The following is a 24,505-nucleotide window of genomic DNA, read 5'->3' on the forward strand; positions in this document are numbered from 1 at the left end:
TTCTGTTTCTTCATTTTCTAACTTCAGCAGTTCTGTTTGGGAGTCCAGCAGGGCCTGTGCTTTAAGTCTGGCATCATCCGCATAGCGGGAGTTCAGCCCGAAAAGTTCTTGGCCTGACTTCTTGATTTCATGGCGGGAAACACCTCCCAGGAGCCGGTTAAAGGCCCACCGCATACAAGCACAGAAGAGACGCATCTCCGTAGTCAGCGGATCTTCTTCGCCCCGGCTCCACTTCGAAGACCGGTGAGCCGGGTAAATCTCTGGAAAAAACTCCCCGCACACAGTTATGCTAATTTGTTCTTCTCGTGTTTCTCTGGCATTCCTGATCAACTCCCGAAAACCCTGCCGGACTTTGTTGCTTCTCCAATGGATAATATTCCATGCTTTTATAATAGTAAAATAGTTAGGTACAATCAATTATAGTATAGTTTTCTGAAGCTGCTGCATACCTCCCTTGCTCTCCCTCATTATATACAACCAGAGCCAGCAGAAGCAAGTAACCCCCTGCCAGTGGGCAGAGGGTCACTTTATTATGATGCCGCAGTGGTAGTCGCTTGTTTGGCTGGTACGGATTCAACCACTTCCACTTCTACGTCCTCGACCTGCATCCTGGGTGCAATCACTGCGGCAATAATAGTATCGGGATCCTGGGCAATCTGGCAACCAGGCGGAACAGGGATATCCTTGACCCGGATCATTCCGCCTATTTTCAGGTGACTGATGTCAATGGTGATTTCCGCCGGAATATCCTGTGGCAAACATTCCACTTCCAGCTGGCGAACATTAAACTGAATAATGCCCCCGGCCTTTACCCCCTGGGCTTCTCCCACCAGGTGCACCGGTACCTGGGCATGAACTTTGCGGTTTGTTTCCACCTTTTGCAAATCCACATGCAGGAGCTCTTCCGTAACAGGATCCCACTGCACTTCCTTGATCAAAGCGTCAATAGGGCCCGTAGGCAAGCCGGAATCCAGTCTCAGCAAGCGGGTACGGCCGCCCGGACTGTTGAGCAGTTGCCGCAATTGTACTTTATCCACTGCGACCAAAATACTGCCATCAATACCATTACCATATACAACTCCCGGCACCCAGCCGGACCTGCGCAGGCGGCGATTATGCCCTTTTCCGTCTCTCTCCCGAATTCTGGCTGTCAGATTTTGACCAGTCAATGACTACACCTCCAAAAAAATAATACCAGCACCATTTGTTTGTGCTGGTATTATGCCCGTTTTAGATAAGTATTATACCTAGTCGAACAGCATACTCACTGACAGGTCCTCATGAACGCGCAAAATGGCTTCACCCAGAAGCGGCGCAACTGACAGGACCTTGATTTTGTTGCTGCGTTTTTCCTCTGAGAGGGGAATGGTATTGGTTACCACCAGTTCCTTGATGGGAGAGTTTTCAATGCGGGAGATAGCGGGACCGGATAAGACCGGATGGGTACAGCAGGCATAAACCTCTTTCGCCCCCCGCTCAATCAAGGCCTGGGCACCCAGGGTGATAGTCCCGGCGGTGTCGATGATATCATCGATCATGATCACTGTCTTGCCTTCGATATCGCCTATGATGTTCATTATCTCTGCTACATTCGGTTCCGGCCGCCGTTTGTCAATAATGGCAATGGCACTGCCCAGCCGGTCAGCCAGAGCCCGGGCCCGGGTTACTCCGCCCAGGTCAGGGCTGACAACAATAGCGTTCTCCAGGTTCTTGTTGCGGAAATATTCGGCCAGGATGGGAACCCCGGGCAAGTGGTCCACCGGAATGTCAAAAAAGCCCTGAATCTGACCAGCATGTAAATCCATGGTCATTACCCGACGAGCTCCCCCGACGGTAATCAGGTTAGCCACCAGTTTGGCAGTAATGGGATCCCGGCCCCGGGCTTTTCGATCCTGCCGGGCATAACCGTAATAAGGAATAACGGCAGTAATGCGGCGAGCAGAAGCCCGACGCAGGGCATCAATCATAATCAGCAGTTCCATCAAATGGTCATTGGCCGGGCTACAGGTGGGCTGAATGACAAATACATCCGCCCCCCGTACGCTCTCATTGATTTTGACCACGATTTCGCCATCACTAAAGCGGGAAACCTGAGCTTGTCCCAGATTAACCCCCAGATATTCGGCGATTTCCGCTGCCAACGCCGGGTTGGCATTACCGGTAAAAATTTTCATCTGGCGCACACCCATGATTTATGCTTTACCTCCTTCGATTGCTTCGCGCCGAGCTTTAGCCCAGCCTTCCCGGTTTTTTTGCGGCGCCCGGGCCACCCCCAGGGCATCAGCCGGTACATCCTTAACAATAGTGGAACCAGCGGCAACCAGGCTCCCGGCGCCAATAGTTACCGGTGCGACCAGGTTGCTGTTGCTGCCAATAAAGGCGCCATCGCCAATAATGGTTTTTGATTTTTTGTAACCATCATAATTGCAGGTGATGGTGCCAGCCCCGATATTAACCCCGGAGCCAATCTCCGCATCTCCTATATAACTGAGATGGGGCACTTTGCTGCCCTGGCCAATCACTGCATTTTTAATTTCCACAAAATCGCCCACCTTGACCCCGGCCGCCAGGTGGGTACCAGGGCGCAAGTAAGCAAAGGGCCCGATAGTACAGTCATTGCCGATCTCCGCCTGCAAAACCACGCTGAACTGGATCTCCACCCCATCTCCAATCTGGCTGTCCATAATTTTGGTATCAGGACCGATCTGGCAGCCAGCTCCGATAGTGGTTTTGCCTGTCAAGTGGGTATTGGGGTAAATGACGGTATCAGCGCCGATTTTGACCTCCGCCTCTATATAAGTAGTGGCCGGGTCAAGAATGGTTACTCCTGCCAGCATCTGCTGCCGGTTAATGCGTTCCCGGAACAGCCGGTTGGCTTCTGCCAGGGCCACCCGGTCATTGATACCCATCACCTCTGTATCATCTGACAGCTGCCAGGCCGCTACCTTTTGCCCTTGCTGCCGGAAAATAGCCAGCACATCCGTTAAATAATACTCCCCCTGGGCATTGTTGGGGGTGATTTGCTGCAGGGCGGCAAAGAGGGCCTGCGCCTGGAAGCAATATGTACCGGAGTTGACTTCCCTGATGGCTTTCTGCTCCGGGGTAGCATCCTTTTCCTCCACGATGGCTGCCACCTGGCCCTGTTCATCCCGGATAATCCGGCCATAACCTGTCGGATTTGCCATCGTCATGGTCAGTACCGTAGCCACTGCCTCTTGCTGGCGATGGTACTGGGCCAGAGCCGCCAGGGTTTCACCGCGCAACAAAGGGGTATCTCCACACACAACCAGAATATCTCCCTCAAAATCCCGCAATACAGTCTCTGCCTGCATGACAGCATGACCTGTACCCAGTTGTTCTTTCTGTTCTACATATACCTGCTCCGGCCCTAAAGTGGCCTGCACCTGTTCTGCTCCATGCCCGATAACCAGCACCACCGGTTGCGCTCCGGCAGTACGGCAAGCTGCCATGACATGGCTGACCATCGGTTGGCCCCCGACCGGATGTAATACTTTGGGCAGCCGGGACTTCATCCTTGTCCCTTTTCCTGCTGCCAGGATGACTGCTGCCAGCCCTTCCAAAAAAGACGCCTCCTTTATATGAGCTATCCATTTGTTATTATGCCTAACTTTTTGTATATTCAACAGCTTTCCCTTAATTCCTGCCCTTTTGTCGAGAAAAATGGAATTTTAAATAAAGAAGGAATCCCTTCATTTTTGTCGATTCGGTATCTGTGTTATCAATTTTCATGCAACTTCATCTCTCCAAAATATAAACACCCCGCTGACGCGGGGTGTTGCTGTTTAAGCACTGACCTGTTCCTCTACCATTGCCTGTTGATAGGCGTCCAGAACCACCTGGGAAATCAGCTGCCGGAAATCTGAAGTTATAGGATGGGCGATGTCACGGTAATGCCCCTCAGAAGTCTTGCGGCTGGGCATCGCCACGAATAAGCCCTTTTGACCCTCCACCACTTTGATGTCATGGACAACGAAGACATTGGACAGGGTGACAGAGGCAATTGCTTTCAGTTTTCCTTCCGGGCTCAGTTTCCGAATCCGTACATCGGTAATATTAAGCATAGTCTCACCACCTTCCTGGTTGCCTACTAGATATTATTTTCCAATACAGGTTATTTTATTCTCTCCATCCCAAAAAAATCCTGCTTATTTGTGCTAAAAGTTTCATACAAATTCTTACACAATTATTCACATAAGGCTATTACCTCAATCTCAATATCGACATCTTTCGGCAGGCGGGCTACCTCTACCAGGGAGCGGGCCGGCGGATTGGCAGTAAAGTATGTAGCGTAGATTTCATTAATGGTGACAAACTGATTCATATCCTTAATAAATACCGTTGCTTTTACCACCTTATCCAGAGAGCTGCCGGCAGCTTCCAGTAGACCCTTAATGTTATCCAGCACCCGGCGGGTCTGGGTTTGGATATCCCCGGTAACCAGCTGGCCAGTGACGGGATCAATGGGAATCTGACCGGAACAGAATAGCAAATTGCCCACCTTGACCGCCTGGGAATAGGGTCCGATGGCCTGGGGTGCTGCGGTAGTAGAAATAATTTCTTTTGTCATTGCTCGTTCCTCCTTTAACTAACTATTTCCACTTGATAGTGGTTATTCTGCAGTATCGCCAGAATTTCCCCAATATGTTGATTATCCTGGGTTTCCAGTTCCAGTATCACTTCCGCCTGGGTATAGGTTAAAGTCGGACGGGTACGATCATGGGTAATGGAGATGACATTGGCCCTGGTACCAGCGATCAGCTCCAGCAATTTTTGCAAGCTGCCGGGCTTATCCACCAGAATGGTGCGAAAGCGCAAACGGCGGCCAGCTTTGCTGAGACCGCGGTTAATAATGGTCGCCACCATGTTCACATCAATATTGCCACCGGAAAGGACAATCACTGTCCGACCGCTGAAAGGCAGCTTGCCTGCCAGCAGCGCCGCCACTCCTACTGCCCCGGCCCCTTCTACGATGGTTTTGCCCCGTTCCAGCAGCATGAGGATAGCCTGGGCAATTTCCTCATCCGTAACGGTCACAATCTCATCCACCAGGTCATTGATAATCTGAAAAGTTAGTTGTCCCGGTTTTTTAACTGCAATCCCATCGGCAATGGTATCCACCTGAATGGTCTCCTGCCAGCTGCCGGCCCGTTTGGACAGGTACATAGCCGGAGCTCCGGCCGCCTGAATCCCGATCACTTTAATGCGGGGATTGCGACCTTTGATAGCTGTAGCCAGTCCGGCCACCAGCCCCCCGCCGCCGATGGGGGCTACCACCACTTCCGGTTCAATCTCCTCTAGAATCTCCAGGCCGATGGTCCCCTGCCCCGCTATGACTTCCGGGTCATCAAAGGCATGAACGAAAGTGGCTCCGGTTTGTTTCTGAATCTCTTTGGCCTTCTGGTAAGCCTCATCATAGGAAATTCCGCTCAACACTACTCTAGCCCCATAACTGCGGGTAGCGGATACCTTGCTGAGAGGAGCTCCCTCCGGCATGACAATGGTAGCCGGAATGCCTGCAGCACTGGCCCCGTATGCTACTCCCTGGGCGTGGTTCCCTGCTGAGGCGGCTATTACCCCTTTGGCCTTATCTTCAGGGGACAGGGTTAAAATCCTGTTATAGGCGCCCCGCAATTTAAAAGAACCGGTTTTTTGCAGATTCTCATGTTTTAACCAGACTTCCCGACCACTCAGACGGCTGAAGGTAGTGGACAGGTCCAGGGGAGTGCGGTGAGCAACCCCTTGAAGGCGGACTGCCGCCTGCTCAATCATGGTCAAATCTACAATTGCCACAGACCTTCCTCCTCTGCCAGCGGCTGGGTTACCCAGGCCGCTGGCCGGATTTCCACCTGTTTCTTTTCCTCATCAATATTTACCAGCTCCAGCAGGGAGAAATAGTCTCCTACCAGTTTCTGTTCCGGCTCCACAGTAGCGATCAGGACGCCGGTTCCTACTACTTCCGCTTCAAATTCCTGGAGCAGTTCTTTCATGCCCCGGGCCGTACCCCCGGCTTTCATGAAATCATCAATGATCAGGACCCTGGCCTGCCGGGGCAAACTGCGCCGGGCCAGGGCCATGGTCTGAATGCGTCGGGTGGAACCGGAAACATAGTTGATACTCACCGATGACCCTTCGGTAACTTTGCTGTCATCCCGGGCGATGACCAGAGGCACCCCCAGAGCCCTGGCGGTCATCATAGCCAGGGGTATGCCTTTGGTTTCCACGGTCAGGACATATTCCGGCGGCTGGTAGACATAACGAGAAGCGAAGATCTGGCCGATCCAGCCGGCTATTTCCGGATCATAGATAATATCATTCATATACAAAAATCCGCCCGGAATGATGCGTTCCGGCTCCTGTAACCTCTGACAGAGCTCTTTCGCCAGTTTGGCCCGTTTTTCCGCCCCGATTAAAGGCAAAAAACGAACCCCACCGGCTGCTCCCGCTACAGTTTCCACTATCCCCAGCTGTAACCGGGCTATAGTTTCCTTGATCAGCCCAATATCCTCACTGAGGCTGGATTTGGCTACTCCCAGTTCATCAGCAAAATAGGTCAGGGGAAAGAGATGATGGGGTCGATTGAGCAGTTCCTGTACGATAATAATTGTTCTGGCACTGCGTTTAATTTTCACGGGAATCACTCTCCCATTTCCCGAATATTTTATCCATTTGAGGCAAAAAAATTTCATTTTTCCATCATTATAATAAAAAAAACATCCTCTGTCCATGAGGATGTTTAGAAATATTGGCCCTTTTCCAGCCAGAGCCAGTCTTCCTCCTTATCCAGGTCCAGGGCAATTTCCGGATGGGGACAAATCACCGCCTGACCGGAAAATCCTGTCAGTTGCTGGAGCTTGCGGGCAATATCGGCAATGGTCAGGGTTTGCCGCCACCAGCGCCACAGAAAAGTGGGCCCCAGCAATCGTGCCAGGCGCCAGGGCTGCTTGCGGGCGGAAATAAAGCGTTCCAGCAAATCCATGCAGTTATCCATTACCCCGGCCCGAATCAAAAAAACATTGCCTCCGGTAAAAGTGCCTTCAGCCAGACGGACATATGTCCGTCTTACCCCGGGATAAAGGCGGTCATTGTCCTCCTGGCGAACAATAGGATAATAGGCATCATGTTCCCCCTGGCAATCGGTAAGAAATTCCTGCAAATGCCGGGGGGACAACAAAGGCATATCTCCTGAGAGGAGCAGGATATATTCCCGGTTACCCACTCCTCGCCGCCGCAGGGCTTCCCAGCCAATTTGCAGGGATTGAGAAAGATTTTCGCCTCCCTGTACCCAGGCTATCCCCGGGGGCAGGGGCCAGGGCGACTGGGCCACCGGTCCCACAACCAGTGCCTCTTTGACCACCTGGGCTGACCAGAGGCATTCAATAATGCGCTTTAACATGGGCTCCTGGCCTAACGGACGTAAACATTTAGCATCACCGCCCAAAACCAGGGCACGCATTAGCCTTTCGCCCCTTCCTCCTCCATTTTGCGCATCATGTTCAGCATGGTGTTTTCCGCATTTTCGATATGTTCGCGAGCCAGTTGCTGGGCCAGTTCTACATTCCGTTCTGAAATGGCTTCCACGATTTTGCGGTGTTCCTCCAGGGCCACCCGCATCCGACCGGGATGGGACAGAGAAGTCATGCGGAAACGCTGGATCTGTTCCCGCAGGTTGCTGACAATCTGCACCAGCCGTTCATTGCGGCTGGCCCGGTAGAGAATATCATGGAAATCGGTATCAGCGGAAATCAGGGAAGTCAGGTCATCCGCTTCTGTCGATTCCGCTACCTTAACCAGACTGCGCTCTAACGCTTCCAGTTCTTCTTCGGTTATGCGCTCTGCCGCCAGGCCGGCAGCCAGACTCTCCAGCGCGGCCCGCACTTCAAAGACATCAGCAATATCCTTCAGGGAAATGCCAGCTACATAGGCCCCTTTCCGGGGTACCATTACTACAAAGCCTTCCAGTTCCAGCTTGCGGATGGCCTCCCGTACCGGTGTCCGGCTCACTCCCATTTCCTCGGCTAACTGAATTTCCATCAGCCGTTCCCCGGGTTTCAGGGTACCATTGATAATGGCTTCCCGCAGGGATTCAAAAACGATTTCCCTTAAAGGTTTGTAACTATCCAGTTTGACCGGGATTAATCTTCTTTCCATGGAACTATCCCCCTCTCCTGCTCCATTTTACTACATTTGCTCCTCTCCCGGCAATGGCAGGGGCAAACCGGTTTTTGTCCTGATTACCTGTCCGGCCTCCTGCCAGCGTTGAGCCAGTTCCTGATCCTGAGCTTCATCATTGATTAAAGCAAACAGCGTTGGGCCGCTGCCTGACATCAACACTCCAGGACATCCTGCCCTGCAGGCCGCTTCCTTTAGCTCTTTTAAGTCGGGAGCAAGGGCCAGAGTGATCTGTTCCAGGTCATTGGCCAGATGCCGGGCCACCTCCTGCCAGTTTCCGGTCCTTACAGCTGCCAGCATCCGTTCCGTTTGCCCCTGCTGACTTCGGCCCATTCGGGCATAAAGCCCGTAAATCTCTGCCGTAGATACTCCATAAGGTGGTTTTAACAGCAGCAGGGAATGCTGCGGCAGTGCCGGTAAGGGCTGAATCTGTTCTCCTCTGCCGGTGGCCAGGGCCGTTCCACCATAGAGGCAAAAAGGCACATCCGACCCCAGGCGAGCCCCCAGTTCGGCCAGCTTCTCCCTGGACCAGTTCAGGTTCCAGAGCTGATTCAGGGCCCGCAAAACCCCTGCCGCATCGGTGGACCCTCCGGCCAGGCCGGCCGCCACCGGGATGCGCTTCTCTACCAGGATTTCCGCCCCCAGTTTGACCCCACTGACTTCCTGCAGGAGCCAGGCCGCCCGCCAGGCCAGGTTAGTTTCATTCCATGCTACCTCCGGGTGATTTCCCTCCAGAAAGATTTTGCCATCTGAACGCAAACGACAGGTAATGGTATCTGCCAGTTCCAGGGACTGCATCACCATGGCTACTTCATGGTAGCCGTCGGGACGCCGGCCCTTGATTTCCAGAGTTAAATTGATTTTGGCCGGTGCTAATAGCGTAATCTCCATGTCCTACCTTCCTCTAATTTGCAGTTTCCCTTTCATCATAACATATTTATGGTATTCTGCCAATCGCACCGGCCTGGCTCCCAGTTCCTGCAAAAGTTTGACGAGCGGAGCCAGTTTTTCATAGAAAACCACCACCGTCTCGCCGGGAACAGCAGTAAGCAGAGCCTGCTTTACAGCCTCCAGTTCAGGCAAAATCACCTGTATATCCTGCGGGGAAAGCACTGTCCGCAAACCCTGACAGAGCAAAGCTGCCATTTCCCCCGGCTGCCGCCCCCGTAAATTGCTGTCCTCCTTGACTATGGCTCTATGTAAATATTTGCCCGCCACCATCCCGGCCCGGATAATATCCTGATTACGCCGGTCCCCCGGCATGCCAATCACAGCAGTTATAGGGCCAAAGCCCCCGGCTTGCAAGGCACTCAACACCCGGTCAAAACCGGCGGCATTGTGACCATAGTCCACCAGGACCTGGATTTTGCCCAGCTGCCAGAGGTTAAAACGGCCGGGATTGGTTTCCGGGTCACAGCTGAATGTACGTAAACCCCGGGCAATCAATTCCGGTTTGAGACCATAGGCCAGGGCCGCTCCCGCTGCTGCCAGCATATTCTCCAGGTTATGTAAAGCCAGCCCTCCCCAGGCTGCCGGCAGTTCCTTCACCTTTACCAGGGGCAGACACTGGTCCCCCTGAACCCAGAGTACCCAACCCTGCCGTACCAGTAATCCCTGTCCACCTAAGGCCAGATGCCGGGCCAGCCAGGGATTTTCCGCCCTGGTTGTGTACAGGAACAGCTGGCCCTGAAAGCGAGGCCCCATACTGAGTAACTGGGGATCATCAGCATTGAGGATTATCCAGCCCTGCCGGGAAACCACTTCCCCTACCAGAGCCTTAACATCTGCCAGTTCCGCCAGGGAATTGATCCCATCCTGGCCCAGGTGATCCCCGCTGAGATTGGTGTATACCGCCACATCACAATAGCTAAAGCCCAATCCCTGTCGCAGAATGCCACCTCTGGCAGTTTCCAGGACCGCTGCCTCCACCAGAGGATGTTGCAGGATTTCTCTGGCACTGAGAGGTCCACTCATATCCCCGGCCCGAATCAATTGCTTATCAAAATATATGCCATCAGAAGTAGTATATCCCACCTTCTTGCCTGCCAGAGCCAGCAAATGGGCCAGACAGCGCACCACCGTGGTTTTGCCATTAGTACCGGTAACCGCAAAGAGGGGAAGCTTTTGCGAGGGCTGAAGATCTAACCGTGTTATAATCCAATCTGCTATCTCCTTACCTCTCTTTCCGTTCAGATGCATCCGCAATCCGGGAGCAGCATTGATTTCCAGTATACCCTGCTGTTGATCAGCAGGCATGGGGGAATGCAAATCTTCAGCCAGAAAATCCACCCCACAGACATTCAGTCCACTGAGGCGAGCTGCCAGTTCCAGCTGTTTTTTTAATTCAGGGCCAACTTCTTCCGTAACGTCAACAGCTTCTCCGCCACCGGATAGATTGGCCTGAAAGCGCAAGTTCACTTCAGCCCCGGCCGGCAATACCTGCTCCAGAGTATATCCCTGACTGGTCAGACAGCGCAGTACTTCCGCATCAATTTCCACCCGGGTCAATTCCCGGCCATGGCCCTGACCGCGGCGCGGGTCTCTATTCAGTTCCTCGATCAGTTCCCTGATGGTTCGCTGCCCATCCCCTTTGACCCGTGGAGGCAAACGCTCAGCCACCGCTACCAGTTGACCATCCACCAGCAGGGCCCTGAAGTTACGCCCCCTGCCTTCCTTCTCCAGCAACCAGCTGCCTTCCTTCCCTTTCTGCCACCAGCATTCCGCCAGTTCTGCCCCATTCTGAAGATGACAATATACCTTTTTGCCCTGATGCCCAAAATTGTCTTTCAAAACTACCGGATAACCCAGCTGTTCTGCCCGCACCCAGGCTTCTTCCAGGGTTCTGACCGGATAACCGGGCAGTACCGGCAGGCCCTGTCGCTGTAAAATTTCTTTGGTGAGAGCTTTATCCTGAACCAGATCGGCAGAAAGACAAGAGGTATTTTCCAGCAGACTACCTGCCAGCCGCCGGGCATAACGGCCATAACCGATTTGCCAGATGCCTCCACCCAGCTCCATTACTGGCTGTCCCTGACGACGGGCCGCCTGTAACAAGGCCAGGGTCGATGGTCCCGGTCCGAAGCGGTCATAAACCGCTCCCAAATCCGCCAGCACTGTGGACAGATGCGGTACCGGCTTTCCAGTATACCAGAACCGCACCAGTTTTACCGCCCAGGCCAGAGCTGCCAACCCCACCTGAGGTACAAGGCATTCGACGATGATATCAACCAATCCTTCCACTCTCTCCTCGGTACGGCCAAAATAGACATCCTGTCCTAGCTGAACCTGCAGTTCCAGCGCGATATGTTCAATAATATGGCCGGGATATGTTCCTTCTCTCAGCCGTTCGGCAAAGCCGCCGGCATAGCCCCGGGAACAGTGGTGTTCCATAAGACCGGGAAGGTAAGCAAGGATGAGGGCTGCCAAACCAGGAATCCGATCGGAAGGGAGATTATGCTCCGGCGGAATCCGGATAGTGCCCTTCACCACCGGCCGAAAGCAATAAATATTTTTTTCCTCATAACATTGACTGCGGATAATTTTCATTTTCTCTCACCTTCTTTGGTTCAGGTCAAACTTATAACCGGCGGCCAGACTATGCAACCGTACATCAGTCACTGTCAGGGGCGTAAAACCATCCACTTCCGGGGCACTGGAAAAATCCATTTCGCGCCCATCCAGCACGGTGACTGTCCCTTCTCCTACCACTTCGCCAATATTTTCCCTGACGAACAGGGCGGTATTTTCATCCAGGCCCAGAGCCAGTATGCCGGGAAAAGTAGCCAGTACCGTGAGCAAGCGGTTAAACCGCCCGCGCTGGTTAAAATGCTGGTCAATGACAGTATTGGGTAGCCAGCCAAATCCCGGGGCCAGGCTGACCAGTTCCTTGCGAGGACTGGCTTCGGCCCTGCCCCCGGCTATCATTACTGAACCCAGCACAGCGGCTCCGGCGCTGGTTCCAGCCAGGGTACAGCCCTGTCGCCAGAGTTCAGTCAGGTAATCCAGCAATTCCGTCCCTGCCAGCAAAGCCGTGAGACGACTCTGGTCCCCGCCGGTGAAAAAAATCCCCGCTGGTGCTAAATCCTGATAAATAAACTGGCGCACCTGGGCCCGGTTATTGAAATGCAAAATCCTGACCTGTCGCCCCAGTTTTTGCAGGGCTTCTTCATACTGGTGACCGGTTTTCCCCGCCTGTGTAGAAGCAGCTGTGATAACCACCATCTCCCCTGGAGGTGATCTTTTTACCAGCTGCTCCAATATCTCACCCGGTGGATCTTTTTGCTCAGCTCCGCCAATGGCTACCAGCCAACCGGCTTGCATAGGTTCCATCACCTCTAAATTCTGGCAACAAGAAAAGCTTGCCCTGTTTAACTGCTTTTTATGCAGTCTAAAGGGCAAGCTTTAGTTATTTTCCCGTTTCTTTTAAAGCTACAGCGATTCTTAAATTACCATACTGGGTTTCCAGAGGGATAACCAGTTTTTTGATATTTACCGTTGAGATAATTACCCCTCGGCCTACAATTACCGTCGGTGGGGCGATATGACAAATAAACCCATTGGCTTCCAGCTGGGCACTGGCCAGACCGGAGATAACATTACCCAGTTCCGCCACGGCACTTTCCACCATATCATCAAAAACCGGGACCGGTTGTCCTAGCATGCGGGAAACCAGGTTTTTGGCTGTCCTCTCCGCCAGTGAATACATAACCACCCCGGCCAGCTGGCCTGTAACCCCGATTAATACCGTTACATCATCCTGAGTGGTCACAGAAGACTCTTCTATGCTCAGCTGTCCCTTTTTGATTTCCGCCTGGACCTCCTGTTCCAGCACATTATAGGCAGCTTTTACAAAGGGATTGATAAACTCCGCCCTCATTATCTTCTTCCTCCTTATTCATCGAGCAATCCTACAATTACCCTGGTCTGGTACTGGGGATCAGATAGATTAATATCTACTGGCTGGGCCAGGTTCTGTCCCTTTTCATCAGTAAAAAGGCGAATTCGCGGGCGAGTAGCCAGCCCTTTGCCCAGATCTATAATTACTCCCTTTTCTCCGGTAGATAGCAGCACCATTGAACCTACAGGATAGGGTACTGTACAGCGACTGAAAATATCGATCAGTTTATGGTCAAACTCAATGCCAGCTCCACCCATAATATACTCGATAGCTTCCTGGGGACTGATTATTTCCCGGTATGGCCGCCAGGAAACCATGGCACTGTATGTTTCCGCAATTCCAACCAGCTGAGCCAGGGGATGGATTTTTTCCCCTTTTAGGCCCTGAGGATAGCCGGAGCCATCCAAGCGTTCATGGTGTTGCTGGATTATTACTTTTACATGCGCACGGAGATTGGGAAAATTGTTGTTTGCGATTTGCAGAGAGTACTCCACATGTTTTTGTACCTGTATTTTTTCCTCTGGCAGTAAAGCTCCTGGCTTAAACAGGATCTCCTTCGGAATCAGGGCCAGGCCCAGATTCATTAAAAGGGTCCCGGTCACCACATCCTTACTGTTCTGGACAAACCCGCCCAGTCGGGCCATATTAGTTGCGAGAATAGCAGTATTCAGTGCCTGTAAAGGCAAGTAATCCTCTCCGGCCTGGACTTTATAAAGGTTTATTTCCCTAGCCCTCCCATAGATTAATTCTTCATGGAGCTCATGAATTACTTCTTCTATTGCCTTGCTATTCAGGCTGACCGCAAGGCCTTTCTTGCCTATTTCCTGCATGGCTTCCTGCAAGACCTTGATTACCTTAATCCGGGTAATTTCCCGGATGGGTTCTTCTATTTGCAAATCAGCAACCCGGGGATCATCCAGATATACCTGTTGTACTCCCTGTTTTAACAACCGCTCAATATGCTCCCGGGTCAAAGGCAAATTGGCCGGCATAATTAGCCCGCCTGCAGTGCCATAAACCGGTTTGGCCAGTTTATCTCCCGGCTGCAAACGATTAGTGCTGATAACTCGCATTTTGCCTCCCGCCTATCCAATAAACCGTTTAATGGTGGACAGGATTTTGTCCGGCTGATAGGGCTTAACGATAAAATCCTTGGCACCAGCCTTAATGGAATTCATCACCATGGTCTGTTGTCCTAGGGCACTTAACATCACAATAATCGCATTGGGGTCATGTTTTTTGATTTCCTGTACGGCAGCAATACCATCCATTACCGGCATGGTGATATCCATTAACACCAGATCCGGTTTTTCTGCCAGATACTTATCCACTCCTTCCTTGCCATCCCCGGCTTCAATCACCTCATATCCGTTTTCAGTCAGCAATTTAACTACCCGCATCCGCATAAATGCAGCATCATCTACAACCAGTATTTTTGCCATCGAAAGGCTCTCCTTTCCTATATTTCCACTTCAGGTTTCCCTACCACTTTTACAGTTACTTTACCGCTATCTATAAACAGGGATAAAGTGCGGCCATGGTTACCCCCTGTATCCTCAGCGCTTATTCTAAGCCCTGATTTGCGCACGGCTTCTTTTACTGCCTGTACATTTTTATTGCCAATATCCATACGGGCCGCCCCGGCTACTGCCAGTACCTGGGCCCCGCCAGCTATTTTTATTTGTAACCGCTGGCGCTCTGCCCCCAGGCGTTCCAGCTCTGCCAGCAGGGCAGGCACACAGGTATCGGCATATTTATAGACACTGTCACCTGGCCGCATGATACTGCTGTCTGGCAATACCACATGGGCCATAGCTCCCAGTTTTTTCACCGGATCATAGGCAGCAATTCCTACACAGGACCCCAATCCATAACAAACTAAAGCGGTATTGGGTGTACGAGACCAGTGCATTTCCCCCAGGCCGACCCCAATTTTTGTCTCATTCATGTATAACCGCTCCTACAAGTGGGCCAACAGAATTTGCAAACTTTCCGGATTTGGCATGAAAAAGAAGTGTCCTTTCATTTCCTGTTCACCCACATGAAATTCTGTTTCTACGACCAGTGCCTGGTTGCCGGAAAGGCTTAAATCTGCCACTATATCACTAAAAATCGCCCCCAGCATTTCATAAACAACCGCTGGTGTGGACGGAACAATCTCCAGACCGGTCATATCAGCCAGGGCATTCATAAAGAAGGATCCGGTTACATTGCTCAGTTCCGCCAGAGCCGATCTTTCCATCTCCCCCAGCTCCCTGGTTGTACCCGGTGGCTGCATCAGGAGAAAATCCGCCAGGCGAAAACCCTGTCCCTCTTCAAAAAACAGCAAGAGGTGACCGCTGATGTTCCCCGTTACAGCCTGGTAAAGGCCCAGTCCCACTGTTTCCGGGCCCCCGGCCCAGCTCAACACCTCTTTTAAGTTCAGCAAATCCAGACGGGGGCTGATTATCCTGACTTCCAGGCCCAGCATTTCAGAAAACACCTGGCCGGAATTTTGTAAAGCATCTTTGATCGCTTGTTCCAGTTTTTCCAACTGCACCCTTCAGGCCCCCTAACTGATTTGCATAACCTTTTTCATCAAACTGGGAACATCCATGATCAGGGCTACCCGCCCATCTCCCAGGATAGTAGCTCCGGCTATGCCCTGCACATCCCCAATATACCGGCCCAGGGACTTGATTACTACCTCCTGTTCACCAATCAGGTAGTCCACAACCAGTCCTACCTGTTTACCCCCAACATTCACTACAACTACAAAAATTTTGGCCTTTTCTTCTTCTGCGCTCCCATGATTATACAACTCACGCAGGTAAAGCAAGGGCAAGACCTGTCCTCTGACCACAATAGCCTCATGCTTGTTAACAATCCGGATTTGCTCTTTTTCCACCCGAATAGTTTCCAGCACTGATGTGAGGGGAATGGCATAGACCCGTTCATCCACTTTAACCATCAAAGCCCGGATAATAGCCAATGTTAGCGGCAGCTTTATCTTGAAGACAGTGCCCACCCCGACCCGGGTATCAATTTCAATGGAACCATTGACCTTTTCCAGATTGGTGCGTACCACATCCATGCCGACACCGCGGCCGGAAATATCACTAACTTTAGTGGCTGTGCTCAAACCAGAAGCAAAAATCAAATTGATAGCTTCCTCATCATTCAGCCGTTTGGCCGCTTCATCGGAGATAATTCCCTTCCGCACCGCAGACTCCTTTATTTTATTGGGGTCAATGCCGCGCCCATCATCTTGTACCAGGATCACAATATGGTTTTCCTCATGCCGGGCAATTAATTTCACTACACCTTTACGCGGTTTACCCAGCTTTTCCCTTTCTTCTGGCGGTTCAATCGCATGATCCACCGCATTGCGCAAGAGATGGATGAGAGGATCTCCTATCTCCTCAATAATGGAGCGGTCCAGCTCGGTTTCCTGGCCCTCCATAATAAAGTCAAATTCCTTACCTGCTTTCTGGCTCAAGTCCCGCATCATGCGCGGAAACTTGTTGAACAGGCTTTCCACCGGAATCATGCGGGCCTTCATGATCTCTTCCTGCAACATGGTAGTGACACGGCCAATATGCACAGAAGTGCGATTCAAATCTTCCGTCAGATCATTTACATCATATTTAGCTTCAATTTCAGTAATAATCTGAGCCAGGCGGGTCCGGTCTATAACCAGCTCCCCGACCAGGTTCATCAGGTTATCCAGCAACTCTACGTCTATTCTGACGGTACGGCTGGCTTTGCTCAGGGTTGCCCTGTTTTTGTTTCCCTCAATCTTCTTTGCTGCCTTTTGTTCTTGGGGTGCCTGTTCCTCTTGTTTGGCCAGCTCAAAAGGCTCTACCTTAACATTAATAATATCCGGCAACTCTTGCAGGGCTTTGCTGATTTCCTCCGCCCCACAGGAACTGAGCACAATGGCGCGCAAAGTGGTTTTGGCCTGTTCCTGTTCAATCTCTTCGGCTGTCGGCTCGGATTTGATAATATCCCCTTTTTCCCGCAGTGTCATCAGGGTAATCAAAGCCCTTACCGGTAACATATCGCTGTTTTCAGCGAAAAATACATTAACCTGCCAGAACTGGCCTCTTTTTTGCTGAGCCAATTCAGCAGCCATTTTTTGGTCCTGCCAATCCAATTGCAAAACCGGTTGCTGCTGAGGCACCTCTTTTTTGCTGGCAGCAGCTTGTACCCCTTCGCCACTGGCCATAGCTGACAGCCGTTGCAAAATCCCCTCCAAGTCTATACCGCTCTCTTCCATGGTTTCAATTTCATTTTTCAGGATTTTCAAATTATCCAGTGCCTCAAAAAGTACATTCATTATTTCTATATTAACTGTCAGTTGCTGTTTGCGAAATTTGTCGAAAACGTTTTCCATAGCGTGGGTCAAATGGGCCATTTTCTGGTGGCCCAGAGTAGCAGAAGAACCCTTTAATGTGTGAGCAGAACGAAAAATTTCCTGCAATAACTCCTGGTTATCTCCCTCGTTTTCCAGCCTGACCAAATCCTCTTCCAGTAGTTGTAAATGTTCTTCCGCTTCTTCCAGAAACAGTTTCAACTCCTCAGGCGAGGCATCCAATTGCAGACCCATCATTTCACCTTCCCTTTACTGCATTTGTTCCAGGGCCTGTTTTTCCTGTTTATTCAGGACCTTATCCAGATTGAGCAAAATAATCAGACGGTCTTCCAGTTTGGCCACACCTTCCAGATATTCAGAATCCACGTCAGTAATAGCCGGCGGGGGCGCTTCCACAATATCACTGCTAATCCGCAACACTTCCGAAACTCCATCCACGATCATGCCCAGGGTATTGCCCTCAATCTCCACTACCACAATCCGGGTAGAACGGGTGTATTCGGTAGCCGGCAAGTCAAAGCGCTTGCGCAGATCCAGAACCGGTATAACCCGCCCCCGCAAATTGATAATCCCCTCGATAAAACTGGCTGTATGGGGAACTTTAGTTATGGGTTGCATGGTGATAATTTCCCAGACCTTGGCAATATCGATGCCGTAGGTCTCTTTTCCCAGCTGAAAAACAACAAATTGCTTTTCATTTGTCATAGTAACCGCTCCTTCAATTTGTAATGTTAACCATGAAAATTCGACACTTTAAATAATTATCCTTCATTAAATTTTAAATTCAAAATTTTATTCACAATAGACAAAAAACTACCTAAAAATTCTTACCCTTCCCTTCTCAGGAAATCAGTAAGAATTATCAGGTAGTCGTGTGGTTCTGTTAAACCCTCATGACTTTTGTTTTATACATTGTTCTATATACCATATATACGATATATTTTTATAAATTCCTGCTAAAAATTACCCAAACTTGTACTGTACCCCGAATCCGCCCCGGGGATTTTTCCAGGCGATATTGTCAAAGGGACAGCCATATTTGCAGGTCCCGCATTCCAGGCAGCCTTCAAAGGCGATTTGCATATGTTCCTCTTCCCAGGAATAGACTTTGGCCGGACAAAAGAGGGTACAAACTTTATCGGGACAATAAGTTTTACAGACATTTTCATCGATTATTTTCAAATGGCTTTCAGAAGCGGGGATAAAGCGGGTCAGGTAAAGTTTGTCATCAATTTTTTTCATCCCAGAACCCTCCATAATTTAAACATATCACCGGCTACCTGCCGCAGGGAGCGATGCTGGCGGATAATTTCCAGCATTTTTTTCTGCTTTTCCTTTTTGGGCACATTATCCACAGTAAAGAATTCATGCATTACCTGGTTCAACATAGCCGGATACTGGCTGAAATACTGGGGATTTTCCTCAAACAGCCCGGTAGCGTTCTGGTATTTCTGTAAATCCTGCAAGACAAAGGAATTCTGCAGGCGTTCCTGGTAACGGGCCAGCATCTGGTTGCTGAAATCCCCGGTACTGATGGCATCTATGGCTGTCTGGGCAGCAAACTTGCCGCTCATCATGGCCAGGTTGGAGCCTTCCCGGTGAATGCCATTGACCAGCATCGCCGAGTCCCCGGCTACCAGTACCCCGGAGGCATAAAGCCTGGGCATGGCTTTGTAACCACCTTCAGGAATTAAATGGGCCAGATACTCTTTGCTTTCTCCCCCTTCAATCAGCGGCCGCACCAGGGGATGTTGCTTCATATGTTCCAGCAACTCATTGGGATTGATTTTGCGCTGCACTACTTCTGAGAGCAAGGCACCTACGCCGATAGAGATGCTTTCCCGGTTGGTATAGATGAAACCGGTTCCCATCATGCCATAGGTAGGATCACCGATCAGTTCGATAACCGCTCCCTGACCTTTTTCCAGCCCAAAACGGTCTTCAATTTTTTCCGCCGGCAGGTAAATTATCTCCTTGACTGCCACTGCCAGATGCTCAGGAGGAATATCTCCTCTTAAACCAGCTTTCTGGGTCAGCAGGCTGTTAACCCCTTCACAGATAATCACCATTTCTGCCCTTAAATCCCCTTCCGGGCGATCAGTGCGCACTCCTACCACCCGGTCCCGCTCGTAAAGCAAATCCTCTACTACAGTTTCATTGATAATAAGGGCACCGGCTTTTTCCACCTGTTTGGCCAGCCAGCGGTCAAATTTGGCCCGCAAGACAGTGAAGTTATTGTAGGGCTCTTCCCCGAACTTCTCGCTGCGGTAGCCCATTTTTACCCCGGATTTATCAGTGAGGAACCAGTAATTTTGCTCTACAATAGGCCGCTCTAAGGGCGCTTCCTTATAGAAACCGGGAATTATCTCTTCCGTTGCCTGGCGGTAGAGAACACCCCCCATGACATTCTTGCTGCCGGGATATTCGCCCCGTTCAAAGACAATCGTCTTCAACCCGGCTTTGGCACAGGTATAGGCTGCAGCCAGTCCGGCCGGGCCAGCGCCAACAACAATCACATCAAATTTTTCCATGTTCTCTACCTCCTCCCTGCCAGCTGTTGCTTGAAGTTTTCAACCAGAGCCGGCAGGATTTGAGCTGCATCGCCCACAATCCCGTAATCGGCTATTTTGAAAATTGGAGCATTAGCGTCATTGTTGATAGCTACGATGGTGTCGGAAGTCTGCATCCCCACCAGATGCTGGATGGCACCGGAAATGCCTACCGCAAAATAGACCTTAGGTCGTACGGTATAGCCGGTCTGCCCAACCTGTTGTGCCGGCGAGGCCCAGCCCGCTTCTACAGCTGCCCGGCTGGCTCCAACCGTGCCACCTAATACCCGGGCCAACTCTTCCAGCAAAGGCCAGTTTTTCGCCCCTACGCCCCGGCCACCGGCCACGATGATTTCCGCCTTATCCAGGTAAACTCCAGCCGCTCCAGCGGTAATGTATTCCAGTACCTTGGTCTGAATCTCCTCTTCTTTTAGGCCCAGTTCTTCCCGGATCACCTGGCCGCTGCGCCCTTCCTGGCGGGGCGGCATGGCCATCACCCGGGGACGGACGGTTGCCATCTGGGGCCGGCGGGTACGGCAGAGAATGGTAGCCATGATGTTGCCACCGAAAGCAGGACGGGTCTGTTCCAGCAAACGGGTTTCAGGATTAATATCCAGTACCGTGCAGTCTGCTGTTAATCCGGTCCGCAACTCTGTGGCCACTGTCCCGGACAGGTCCCGGCCCAGGGTAGTAGCTCCCATCAAAACGATTTCCGGCCGGTATTGCCTGATCAATTTCACCAACCCGTGCAAATAGGGCTCAGTCCGGTAGCGGGCCAGAACGGGGTCATCGATAATATAGACTTTATCGGCACCATAAGCAAAGGCCTCCGGAACCAGGTGTTCAACCTGAGCGCCCAGAATTACCCCGGCCAATTCCACTCCCAGTTTATCGGCCAGTTTCCGCCCTTCCCCCATCAGCTCCCAGGAAACGGGAGCCGCTTCGCCTTCCATTTGTTCGACAAAAACCCAAACCCCCTGATAGTCACCCTCAGCAGCAGGGGCAGCTTTCTTTACTGCCGGCTCAGCCGGAGTAGCGGGCTGTTTTTTCTGGGCTGCTAAAGGTTTGTCCAGAGTGATAGCATTGGTGGGACAAACCTTGACACAGGCTCCACAATCCACACACTGTTTGGGATCTACTACTGATACCCCGTCCACCAGGGAGAGGGCCTGAACAGGACAGGTATCCACACAAATTCCGCACCCGATACAGGCTTTGGCATTAATCTCTACGGCCATGGTTCCCCTTCCTTTCCCGCCTTATTTATTTGCTACAATCTTCTCCTTCACCAGGAGTTCCACCAGTTTGGGCACAGCCTCGATTCCGCCCAGGATTTCACCACCGGGCCGCTGGGGTGGGGCAAAGATGCGGCTAACGGTGGTTGGACTGCCTTTTAAACCGATTTCATTATCATCCAGGTCAAAATCTTTTTTGCCCCAGACAGTTATGGGCATCTGAGCAGCTCTAATCATATTGGGCAAGGAGGCGTAACGGATTTCATTAATGCTTTTCTCCACAGTGATCAAGGCTGGTAATTTTGCCTTGACCACCGCTTTTACCGCTTCCAGCTTCCGCTGTACGGTAACAGTCCCTTCCTCTGGATTTACTTCAACTACTTTATCCACAAAAGTCAACTGGGGCCAGCCCAGCCGGGCCGCTATTCCCGGGCCCACCTGAGCCGTATCCCCGTCTATGGCCTGTTTACCGCAGAAAATCAGGTCTACCGGCTCTCTTTCCATCAGTTTGCGAATAGCCTGGGTGAGGATATAACTGGTGGCCAGGGTATCAGAACCGGCAAAGGCGCGGTCACTGAGCAAGATAGCCTGGTCTGCTCCATAGGAAAGACCCTTGCGTACCGCTTCCTCTGCCTGAGGAGGTCCCATGGTGATAATGGTGACTTTTCCCCCCAGCTCATCCTTGATTCGCAGTGCCTCTTCTAAGGCATGGGCATCATAGGGATTGATGATGGATGGTACCCCTTCCCGCACCAGGGTATTGGTTTTGGGATCGATTTTTACTTCCGTAGCATCGGGTACCTGTTTCAAACAAACAACTATGTGCATTCTTGCTACCTCCTCACCACTTTACTTTAAAACGCTTAAGCCGCAGAGCATTGGTGACAACCGAAACGGAGCTGAAAGCCATGGCTGCTCCGGCAATAATCGGATTGAGCATACCGGCAGCTGCAACCGGAATACCGATAATGTTATAAATCAGGGCCCAGAACAGATTCTGTTTAATATTGCTCATTGTAGCCCGGCTCAATTCCACTGCTGTCACAATCCCCAGCAGATCCCCCCGCATCAGGGTTATGGCTGCCGCTTCCATGGCCACATCCGTACCCGTACCCATGGCAATCCCGACATCGGCTGCGGCCAGGGCCGGGGCATCATTGATGCCATCTCCCGCCATAGCCACCACTTTACCCTGTTGCTGCAAGGCTTTTACTTTTTCCGCTTTATCCTGAGGCAATACCTCGGCCATCACATTAGTAATCCCTACTTGCCGGGCTATTGCCTCTGCTGTGCGGCGGTTATCTCCGGTAATCATCCAGACTTCAATATTCATTTCCTGTAAATGTTTGATGGCCTGAGCGGAGTTTTCCTTGACAGTATCCGCAACAGCCAGTAACCCTGCCAGTTCACCAGCAATAGCTACCAGCATGACAGTTTTGCCCTGGCCTTCCAGCTCATCTTTCATGGGTAGGGCTTCTGCCATATCAATCCCAGTTTCCTCCAGTAACCGCACCGTACCTATCAGTACCGGCTGTTGTCCAACCTTAGCCTTAATACCTTTACCGGCCAGAGCTTGAAACTCCTCCACGCTGACCAGGGGCAATTGCTGTTCTTCTGCCCAGGCAGTAATAGCCTGGGCCAGAGGGTGTTCTGACATTCGCTCACAGGAGGCCGCAATGGACAGCCATTCCCTTTCCCGTTCCTGCCATGAACCAAAACTGCGGTAATCGGTAAGAGTGGGTTTCCCTTTTGTGATTGTACCCGTTTTATCCAGAATTATGGCATTGATTTTATGGGTTTTCTCCAGATATTCACCGCCGCGGAACAAAACCCCCAGTTCCGCTCCCCGCCCGGTACCGACCATAATCGAAGTAGGCGTAGCCAGCCCCAGAGCACAGGGACAGGCAATCACCAGAACAGCGGTAAAGTTTAGCAAAGAAGTGGTAAAGTCACCGGTGCGCCAGTACCAGTAAATAAAGGTCAAGACAGCGATTGCGACTACCACAGGTACAAAATAACCGGAAACCACATCGGCCAGCCTTTGAATCGGCGCTTTGGAACCCTGAGCTTCCTCCACCACCCGGATAATCTGGGCCAGGGCCGTATCCTTTCCCACCCGGGTTGCCTCGATTACCAGCACTCCCTGGCCATTAACAGTGGCCCCGGTAACTGGGTCCCCCGGTCCTTTGTCTACCGGCAGGCTTTCCCCCGTCAACATGGATTCATCCACTGCCGATGTACCTTCCACTACCTTGCCGTCCACAGGTATTTTTTCTCCGGGCCTTACTACAACCAGATCGCCGACCTGTACCTCTTCTACCGGAATCTCCATTTCCGTCCCGTCCCGGCGGATCCTGGCCTGTTTGGCCCCCAGGCTCATCAGTTTGCGAATCGCTTCCGATGTCCGTCCTTTAGCTATGGCCTCCAGCATTTTGCCCAGCAGAATCAGGGTAATAAGCACCGCACTGATCTCATAATAGACCTGGCCGCCGGGCAGAAAGAAGGTAAAGGCAACACTGTAAAAGTAAGCGGCACTGGTACCCAGAGCCACCAGCACATCCATATTGGCACTGCCATTTTTTAATGCTTTATAGGCTCCCCGGTAAAACTGCCAGCCAGTACCAAATTGAACAGGGGTAGCCAGAATAAACTGAAAATAGGTGTTGGTCAATAAATCAGGCAGATGCCAGCCCAGTCCGTGGGATAACATGGCCAAGAACAAGGGGAAACTTAAAAGGGCAGAAATGATTACTTTCAACTTTTGCTCCCGTATTTCCCGTTCCCGTTCGGCTTTCTCCCGGTCCACCACAGCCTTTCCTGTTTCAGTCAGAGTTTCCGCCCCATAGCCTAAATCGGTAACTTTAGCCTTAATCTGCTGAAAATCCAGTTGAGCCGGCAGATAAGTAACTGTAGCCCGTTCAGTAGCCAGATTTACCTGGGCCATCACTACTCCCGGTAACCGGTTTAAACCCTTTTCCACCCGGGCGGAGCAGGCAGCACAGGTCATACCTTTGACCCGGAATTCTACTTTTTCCGTAACTGGACGATAACCCAGATCTTCGATCTTGGCCAGGATCTGCGCAACCTGAATCTGAGCAGGGTCAAATTCCACTGTTGCCTGCTCAGCCGCCAGGTTGACTGCTGCTGTATGTACTCCAGGCAGTTTCCCTAATCCCTTTTCTATCCGGGAGGCGCATGCTGCACAGGTCATCCCCCGAATTCCCAGCTGTATCCTCTGCAGATTTTTTTCGACACCATTCATTTCCGTTCCCCCTCTCTT

At 51.5% G+C, this 24,505-nt stretch carries 24 protein-coding genes and 1 pseudogene; all 25 read right to left on the reverse strand.

The window, feature by feature from the left end; all coding sequences use genetic code 11:
* A pseudogene (locus B5D20_RS08040) lies at positions 1–330 on the reverse strand (IS200/IS605 family accessory protein TnpB-related protein); the annotation flags it as partial.
* Between the two features lie 200 nt (positions 331–530).
* Positions 531–1,169, reverse strand: coding sequence for a 50S ribosomal protein L25 (locus B5D20_RS08045; protein ID WP_078665721.1), 639 nt, complete (start codon positions 1,167–1,169; stop codon positions 531–533).
* 78 nt (positions 1,170–1,247) lie between these two features.
* Positions 1,248–2,189 carry a ribose-phosphate pyrophosphokinase gene (locus B5D20_RS08050; RefSeq protein WP_078665722.1) on the reverse strand — a complete coding sequence of 314 codons (942 nt, stop codon included), beginning with the start codon at positions 2,187–2,189 and terminating at the stop codon, positions 1,248–1,250.
* Between the two features lie 3 nt (positions 2,190–2,192).
* Entirely contained in the window at positions 2,193–3,581 is a 1,389-nt protein-coding gene (glmU, locus tag B5D20_RS08055) for a bifunctional UDP-N-acetylglucosamine diphosphorylase/glucosamine-1-phosphate N-acetyltransferase GlmU (RefSeq protein ID WP_078665723.1), read from the reverse strand.
* A gap of 222 nt (positions 3,582–3,803) precedes the next feature.
* Positions 3,804–4,082: a septation regulator SpoVG gene (gene spoVG, locus B5D20_RS08060; protein ID WP_078665724.1), complete on the reverse strand. Its 279-nt coding sequence runs from the start codon at positions 4,080–4,082 to the stop codon at positions 3,804–3,806.
* A 122-nt stretch (positions 4,083–4,204) separates the two neighbouring features.
* Positions 4,205–4,588 (reverse strand): RidA family protein, encoded by a 384-nt coding sequence (locus tag B5D20_RS08065; protein WP_078665725.1) that lies wholly within the window; start codon positions 4,586–4,588, stop codon positions 4,205–4,207.
* Positions 4,589–4,602: 14 nt separating this feature from the next.
* Complete coding sequence (gene ilvA / locus B5D20_RS08070) at positions 4,603–5,790, reverse strand: threonine ammonia-lyase (protein ID WP_078665764.1); 1,188 nt, start codon at positions 5,788–5,790, stop codon at positions 4,603–4,605.
* A gap of 8 nt (positions 5,791–5,798) precedes the next feature.
* The gene (gene purR / locus B5D20_RS08075; RefSeq protein WP_242952056.1) at positions 5,799–6,650 is read right to left on the reverse strand and encodes a pur operon repressor; all 852 of its coding nucleotides are present in this window, start codon (positions 6,648–6,650) and stop codon (positions 5,799–5,801) included.
* A 104-nt stretch (positions 6,651–6,754) separates the two neighbouring features.
* Positions 6,755–7,474, reverse strand: a complete 720-nt coding sequence (locus tag B5D20_RS08080) for an NTP transferase domain-containing protein (protein ID WP_078665726.1) — start codon at positions 7,472–7,474, stop codon at positions 6,755–6,757.
* On the reverse strand, positions 7,474–8,169 hold the full coding sequence (locus B5D20_RS08085; RefSeq protein WP_078665727.1) for a GntR family transcriptional regulator: 696 nt from the start codon (positions 8,167–8,169) through the stop codon (positions 7,474–7,476). The genes B5D20_RS08080 and B5D20_RS08085 overlap by 1 nt, the downstream gene beginning before the upstream one ends.
* Positions 8,170–8,199: 30 nt before the next feature.
* A complete protein-coding gene (gene ispE, locus B5D20_RS08090) occupies positions 8,200–9,081 on the reverse strand; it encodes a 4-(cytidine 5'-diphospho)-2-C-methyl-D-erythritol kinase (protein WP_078665728.1) in 882 nt (293 codons plus the stop codon).
* Positions 9,082–9,084: 3 nt separating this feature from the next.
* A complete protein-coding gene (gene cphA, locus B5D20_RS08095) occupies positions 9,085–11,736 on the reverse strand; it encodes a cyanophycin synthetase (RefSeq protein WP_078665729.1) in 2,652 nt (883 codons plus the stop codon).
* 6 nt (positions 11,737–11,742) lie between these two features.
* Positions 11,743–12,510: a cyanophycinase gene (locus B5D20_RS08100; RefSeq protein WP_159071759.1), complete on the reverse strand. Its 768-nt coding sequence runs from the start codon at positions 12,508–12,510 to the stop codon at positions 11,743–11,745.
* Positions 12,511–12,595: 85 nt separating this feature from the next.
* Positions 12,596–13,066, reverse strand: coding sequence for a chemotaxis protein CheX (locus tag B5D20_RS08105; RefSeq protein WP_078665731.1), 471 nt, complete (start codon positions 13,064–13,066; stop codon positions 12,596–12,598).
* A gap of 14 nt (positions 13,067–13,080) precedes the next feature.
* Positions 13,081–14,160, reverse strand: coding sequence for an HD-GYP domain-containing protein (locus tag B5D20_RS08110; protein ID WP_078665732.1), 1,080 nt, complete (start codon positions 14,158–14,160; stop codon positions 13,081–13,083).
* 12 nt (positions 14,161–14,172) lie between these two features.
* On the reverse strand, positions 14,173–14,529 hold the full coding sequence (locus B5D20_RS08115) for a response regulator (RefSeq protein ID WP_078665733.1): 357 nt from the start codon (positions 14,527–14,529) through the stop codon (positions 14,173–14,175).
* Between the two features lie 17 nt (positions 14,530–14,546).
* Positions 14,547–15,035: a chemotaxis protein CheD gene (locus B5D20_RS08120; protein WP_078665734.1), complete on the reverse strand. Its 489-nt coding sequence runs from the start codon at positions 15,033–15,035 to the stop codon at positions 14,547–14,549.
* A 12-nt stretch (positions 15,036–15,047) separates the two neighbouring features.
* Positions 15,048–15,626, reverse strand: coding sequence for a chemotaxis protein CheC (locus tag B5D20_RS08125; RefSeq protein WP_078665735.1), 579 nt, complete (start codon positions 15,624–15,626; stop codon positions 15,048–15,050).
* A gap of 12 nt (positions 15,627–15,638) precedes the next feature.
* A complete protein-coding gene (locus B5D20_RS08130; protein WP_078665736.1) occupies positions 15,639–17,675 on the reverse strand; it encodes a chemotaxis protein CheA in 2,037 nt (678 codons plus the stop codon).
* 15 nt (positions 17,676–17,690) lie between these two features.
* A complete protein-coding gene (locus B5D20_RS08135) occupies positions 17,691–18,146 on the reverse strand; it encodes a chemotaxis protein CheW (RefSeq protein WP_078665737.1) in 456 nt (151 codons plus the stop codon).
* Between the two features lie 258 nt (positions 18,147–18,404).
* Positions 18,405–18,683, reverse strand: a complete 279-nt coding sequence (locus B5D20_RS08140; protein ID WP_200803484.1) for a ferredoxin family protein — start codon at positions 18,681–18,683, stop codon at positions 18,405–18,407.
* Complete coding sequence (locus B5D20_RS08145; protein WP_078665739.1) at positions 18,680–19,972, reverse strand: FAD-dependent oxidoreductase; 1,293 nt, start codon at positions 19,970–19,972, stop codon at positions 18,680–18,682. The genes B5D20_RS08140 and B5D20_RS08145 overlap by 4 nt, the downstream gene beginning before the upstream one ends.
* Positions 19,973–19,977: 5 nt before the next feature.
* Complete coding sequence (locus tag B5D20_RS08150; RefSeq protein ID WP_078665740.1) at positions 19,978–21,228, reverse strand: electron transfer flavoprotein subunit alpha; 1,251 nt, start codon at positions 21,226–21,228, stop codon at positions 19,978–19,980.
* Positions 21,229–21,249: 21 nt separating this feature from the next.
* Positions 21,250–22,053 (reverse strand): electron transfer flavoprotein subunit beta/FixA family protein, encoded by an 804-nt coding sequence (locus tag B5D20_RS08155; protein ID WP_078665741.1) that lies wholly within the window; start codon positions 22,051–22,053, stop codon positions 21,250–21,252.
* 13 nt (positions 22,054–22,066) lie between these two features.
* Complete coding sequence (locus B5D20_RS08160; protein ID WP_078665742.1) at positions 22,067–24,487, reverse strand: heavy metal translocating P-type ATPase; 2,421 nt, start codon at positions 24,485–24,487, stop codon at positions 22,067–22,069.
* Positions 24,488–24,505: the final 18 nt, after the last annotated feature.

This window comes from Carboxydocella sporoproducens DSM 16521, from assembly GCF_900167165.1.
Taxonomy (GTDB): domain Bacteria; phylum Bacillota.

Coding starts and splice junctions, on each gene's coding strand:
- B5D20_RS08050 (WP_078665722.1), bottom strand. CDS start 2,189: ATGGGTGTGCGCCAGATGAAAATTTTTACCGGTAATGCCAACCCGGCG.
- spoVG (WP_078665724.1), bottom strand. CDS start 4,082: ATGCTTAATATTACCGATGTACGGATTCGGAAACTGAGCCCGGAAGGA.
- B5D20_RS08065 (WP_078665725.1), bottom strand. CDS start 4,588: ATGACAAAAGAAATTATTTCTACTACCGCAGCACCCCAGGCCATCGGA.
- ilvA (WP_078665764.1), bottom strand. CDS start 5,790: ATGATTGAGCAGGCGGCAGTCCGCCTTCAAGGGGTTGCTCACCGCACT.
- B5D20_RS08080 (WP_078665726.1), bottom strand. CDS start 7,474: ATGCGTGCCCTGGTTTTGGGCGGTGATGCTAAATGTTTACGTCCGTTA.
- B5D20_RS08085 (WP_078665727.1), bottom strand. CDS start 8,169: ATGGAAAGAAGATTAATCCCGGTCAAACTGGATAGTTACAAACCTTTA.
- ispE (WP_078665728.1), bottom strand. CDS start 9,081: ATGGAGATTACGCTATTAGCACCGGCCAAAATCAATTTAACTCTGGAA.
- cphA (WP_078665729.1), bottom strand. CDS start 11,736: ATGAAAATTATCCGCAGTCAATGTTATGAGGAAAAAAATATTTATTGC.
- B5D20_RS08100 (WP_159071759.1), bottom strand. CDS start 12,510: ATGCAAGCCGGTTGGCTGGTAGCCATTGGCGGAGCTGAGCAAAAAGAT.
- B5D20_RS08105 (WP_078665731.1), bottom strand. CDS start 13,066: ATGAGGGCGGAGTTTATCAATCCCTTTGTAAAAGCTGCCTATAATGTG.
- B5D20_RS08110 (WP_078665732.1), bottom strand. CDS start 14,160: ATGCGAGTTATCAGCACTAATCGTTTGCAGCCGGGAGATAAACTGGCC.
- B5D20_RS08115 (WP_078665733.1), bottom strand. CDS start 14,529: ATGGCAAAAATACTGGTTGTAGATGATGCTGCATTTATGCGGATGCGG.
- B5D20_RS08120 (WP_078665734.1), bottom strand. CDS start 15,035: ATGAATGAGACAAAAATTGGGGTCGGCCTGGGGGAAATGCACTGGTCT.
- B5D20_RS08130 (WP_078665736.1), bottom strand. CDS start 17,675: ATGGGTCTGCAATTGGATGCCTCGCCTGAGGAGTTGAAACTGTTTCTG.
- B5D20_RS08135 (WP_078665737.1), bottom strand. CDS start 18,146: ATGACAAATGAAAAGCAATTTGTTGTTTTTCAGCTGGGAAAAGAGACC.
- B5D20_RS08140 (WP_200803484.1), bottom strand. CDS start 18,683: ATGAAAAAAATTGATGACAAACTTTACCTGACCCGCTTTATCCCCGCT.
- B5D20_RS08145 (WP_078665739.1), bottom strand. CDS start 19,972: ATGGAAAAATTTGATGTGATTGTTGTTGGCGCTGGCCCGGCCGGACTG.
- B5D20_RS08150 (WP_078665740.1), bottom strand. CDS start 21,228: ATGGCCGTAGAGATTAATGCCAAAGCCTGTATCGGGTGCGGAATTTGT.
- B5D20_RS08155 (WP_078665741.1), bottom strand. CDS start 22,053: ATGCACATAGTTGTTTGTTTGAAACAGGTACCCGATGCTACGGAAGTA.
- B5D20_RS08160 (WP_078665742.1), bottom strand. CDS start 24,487: ATGAATGGTGTCGAAAAAAATCTGCAGAGGATACAGCTGGGAATTCGG.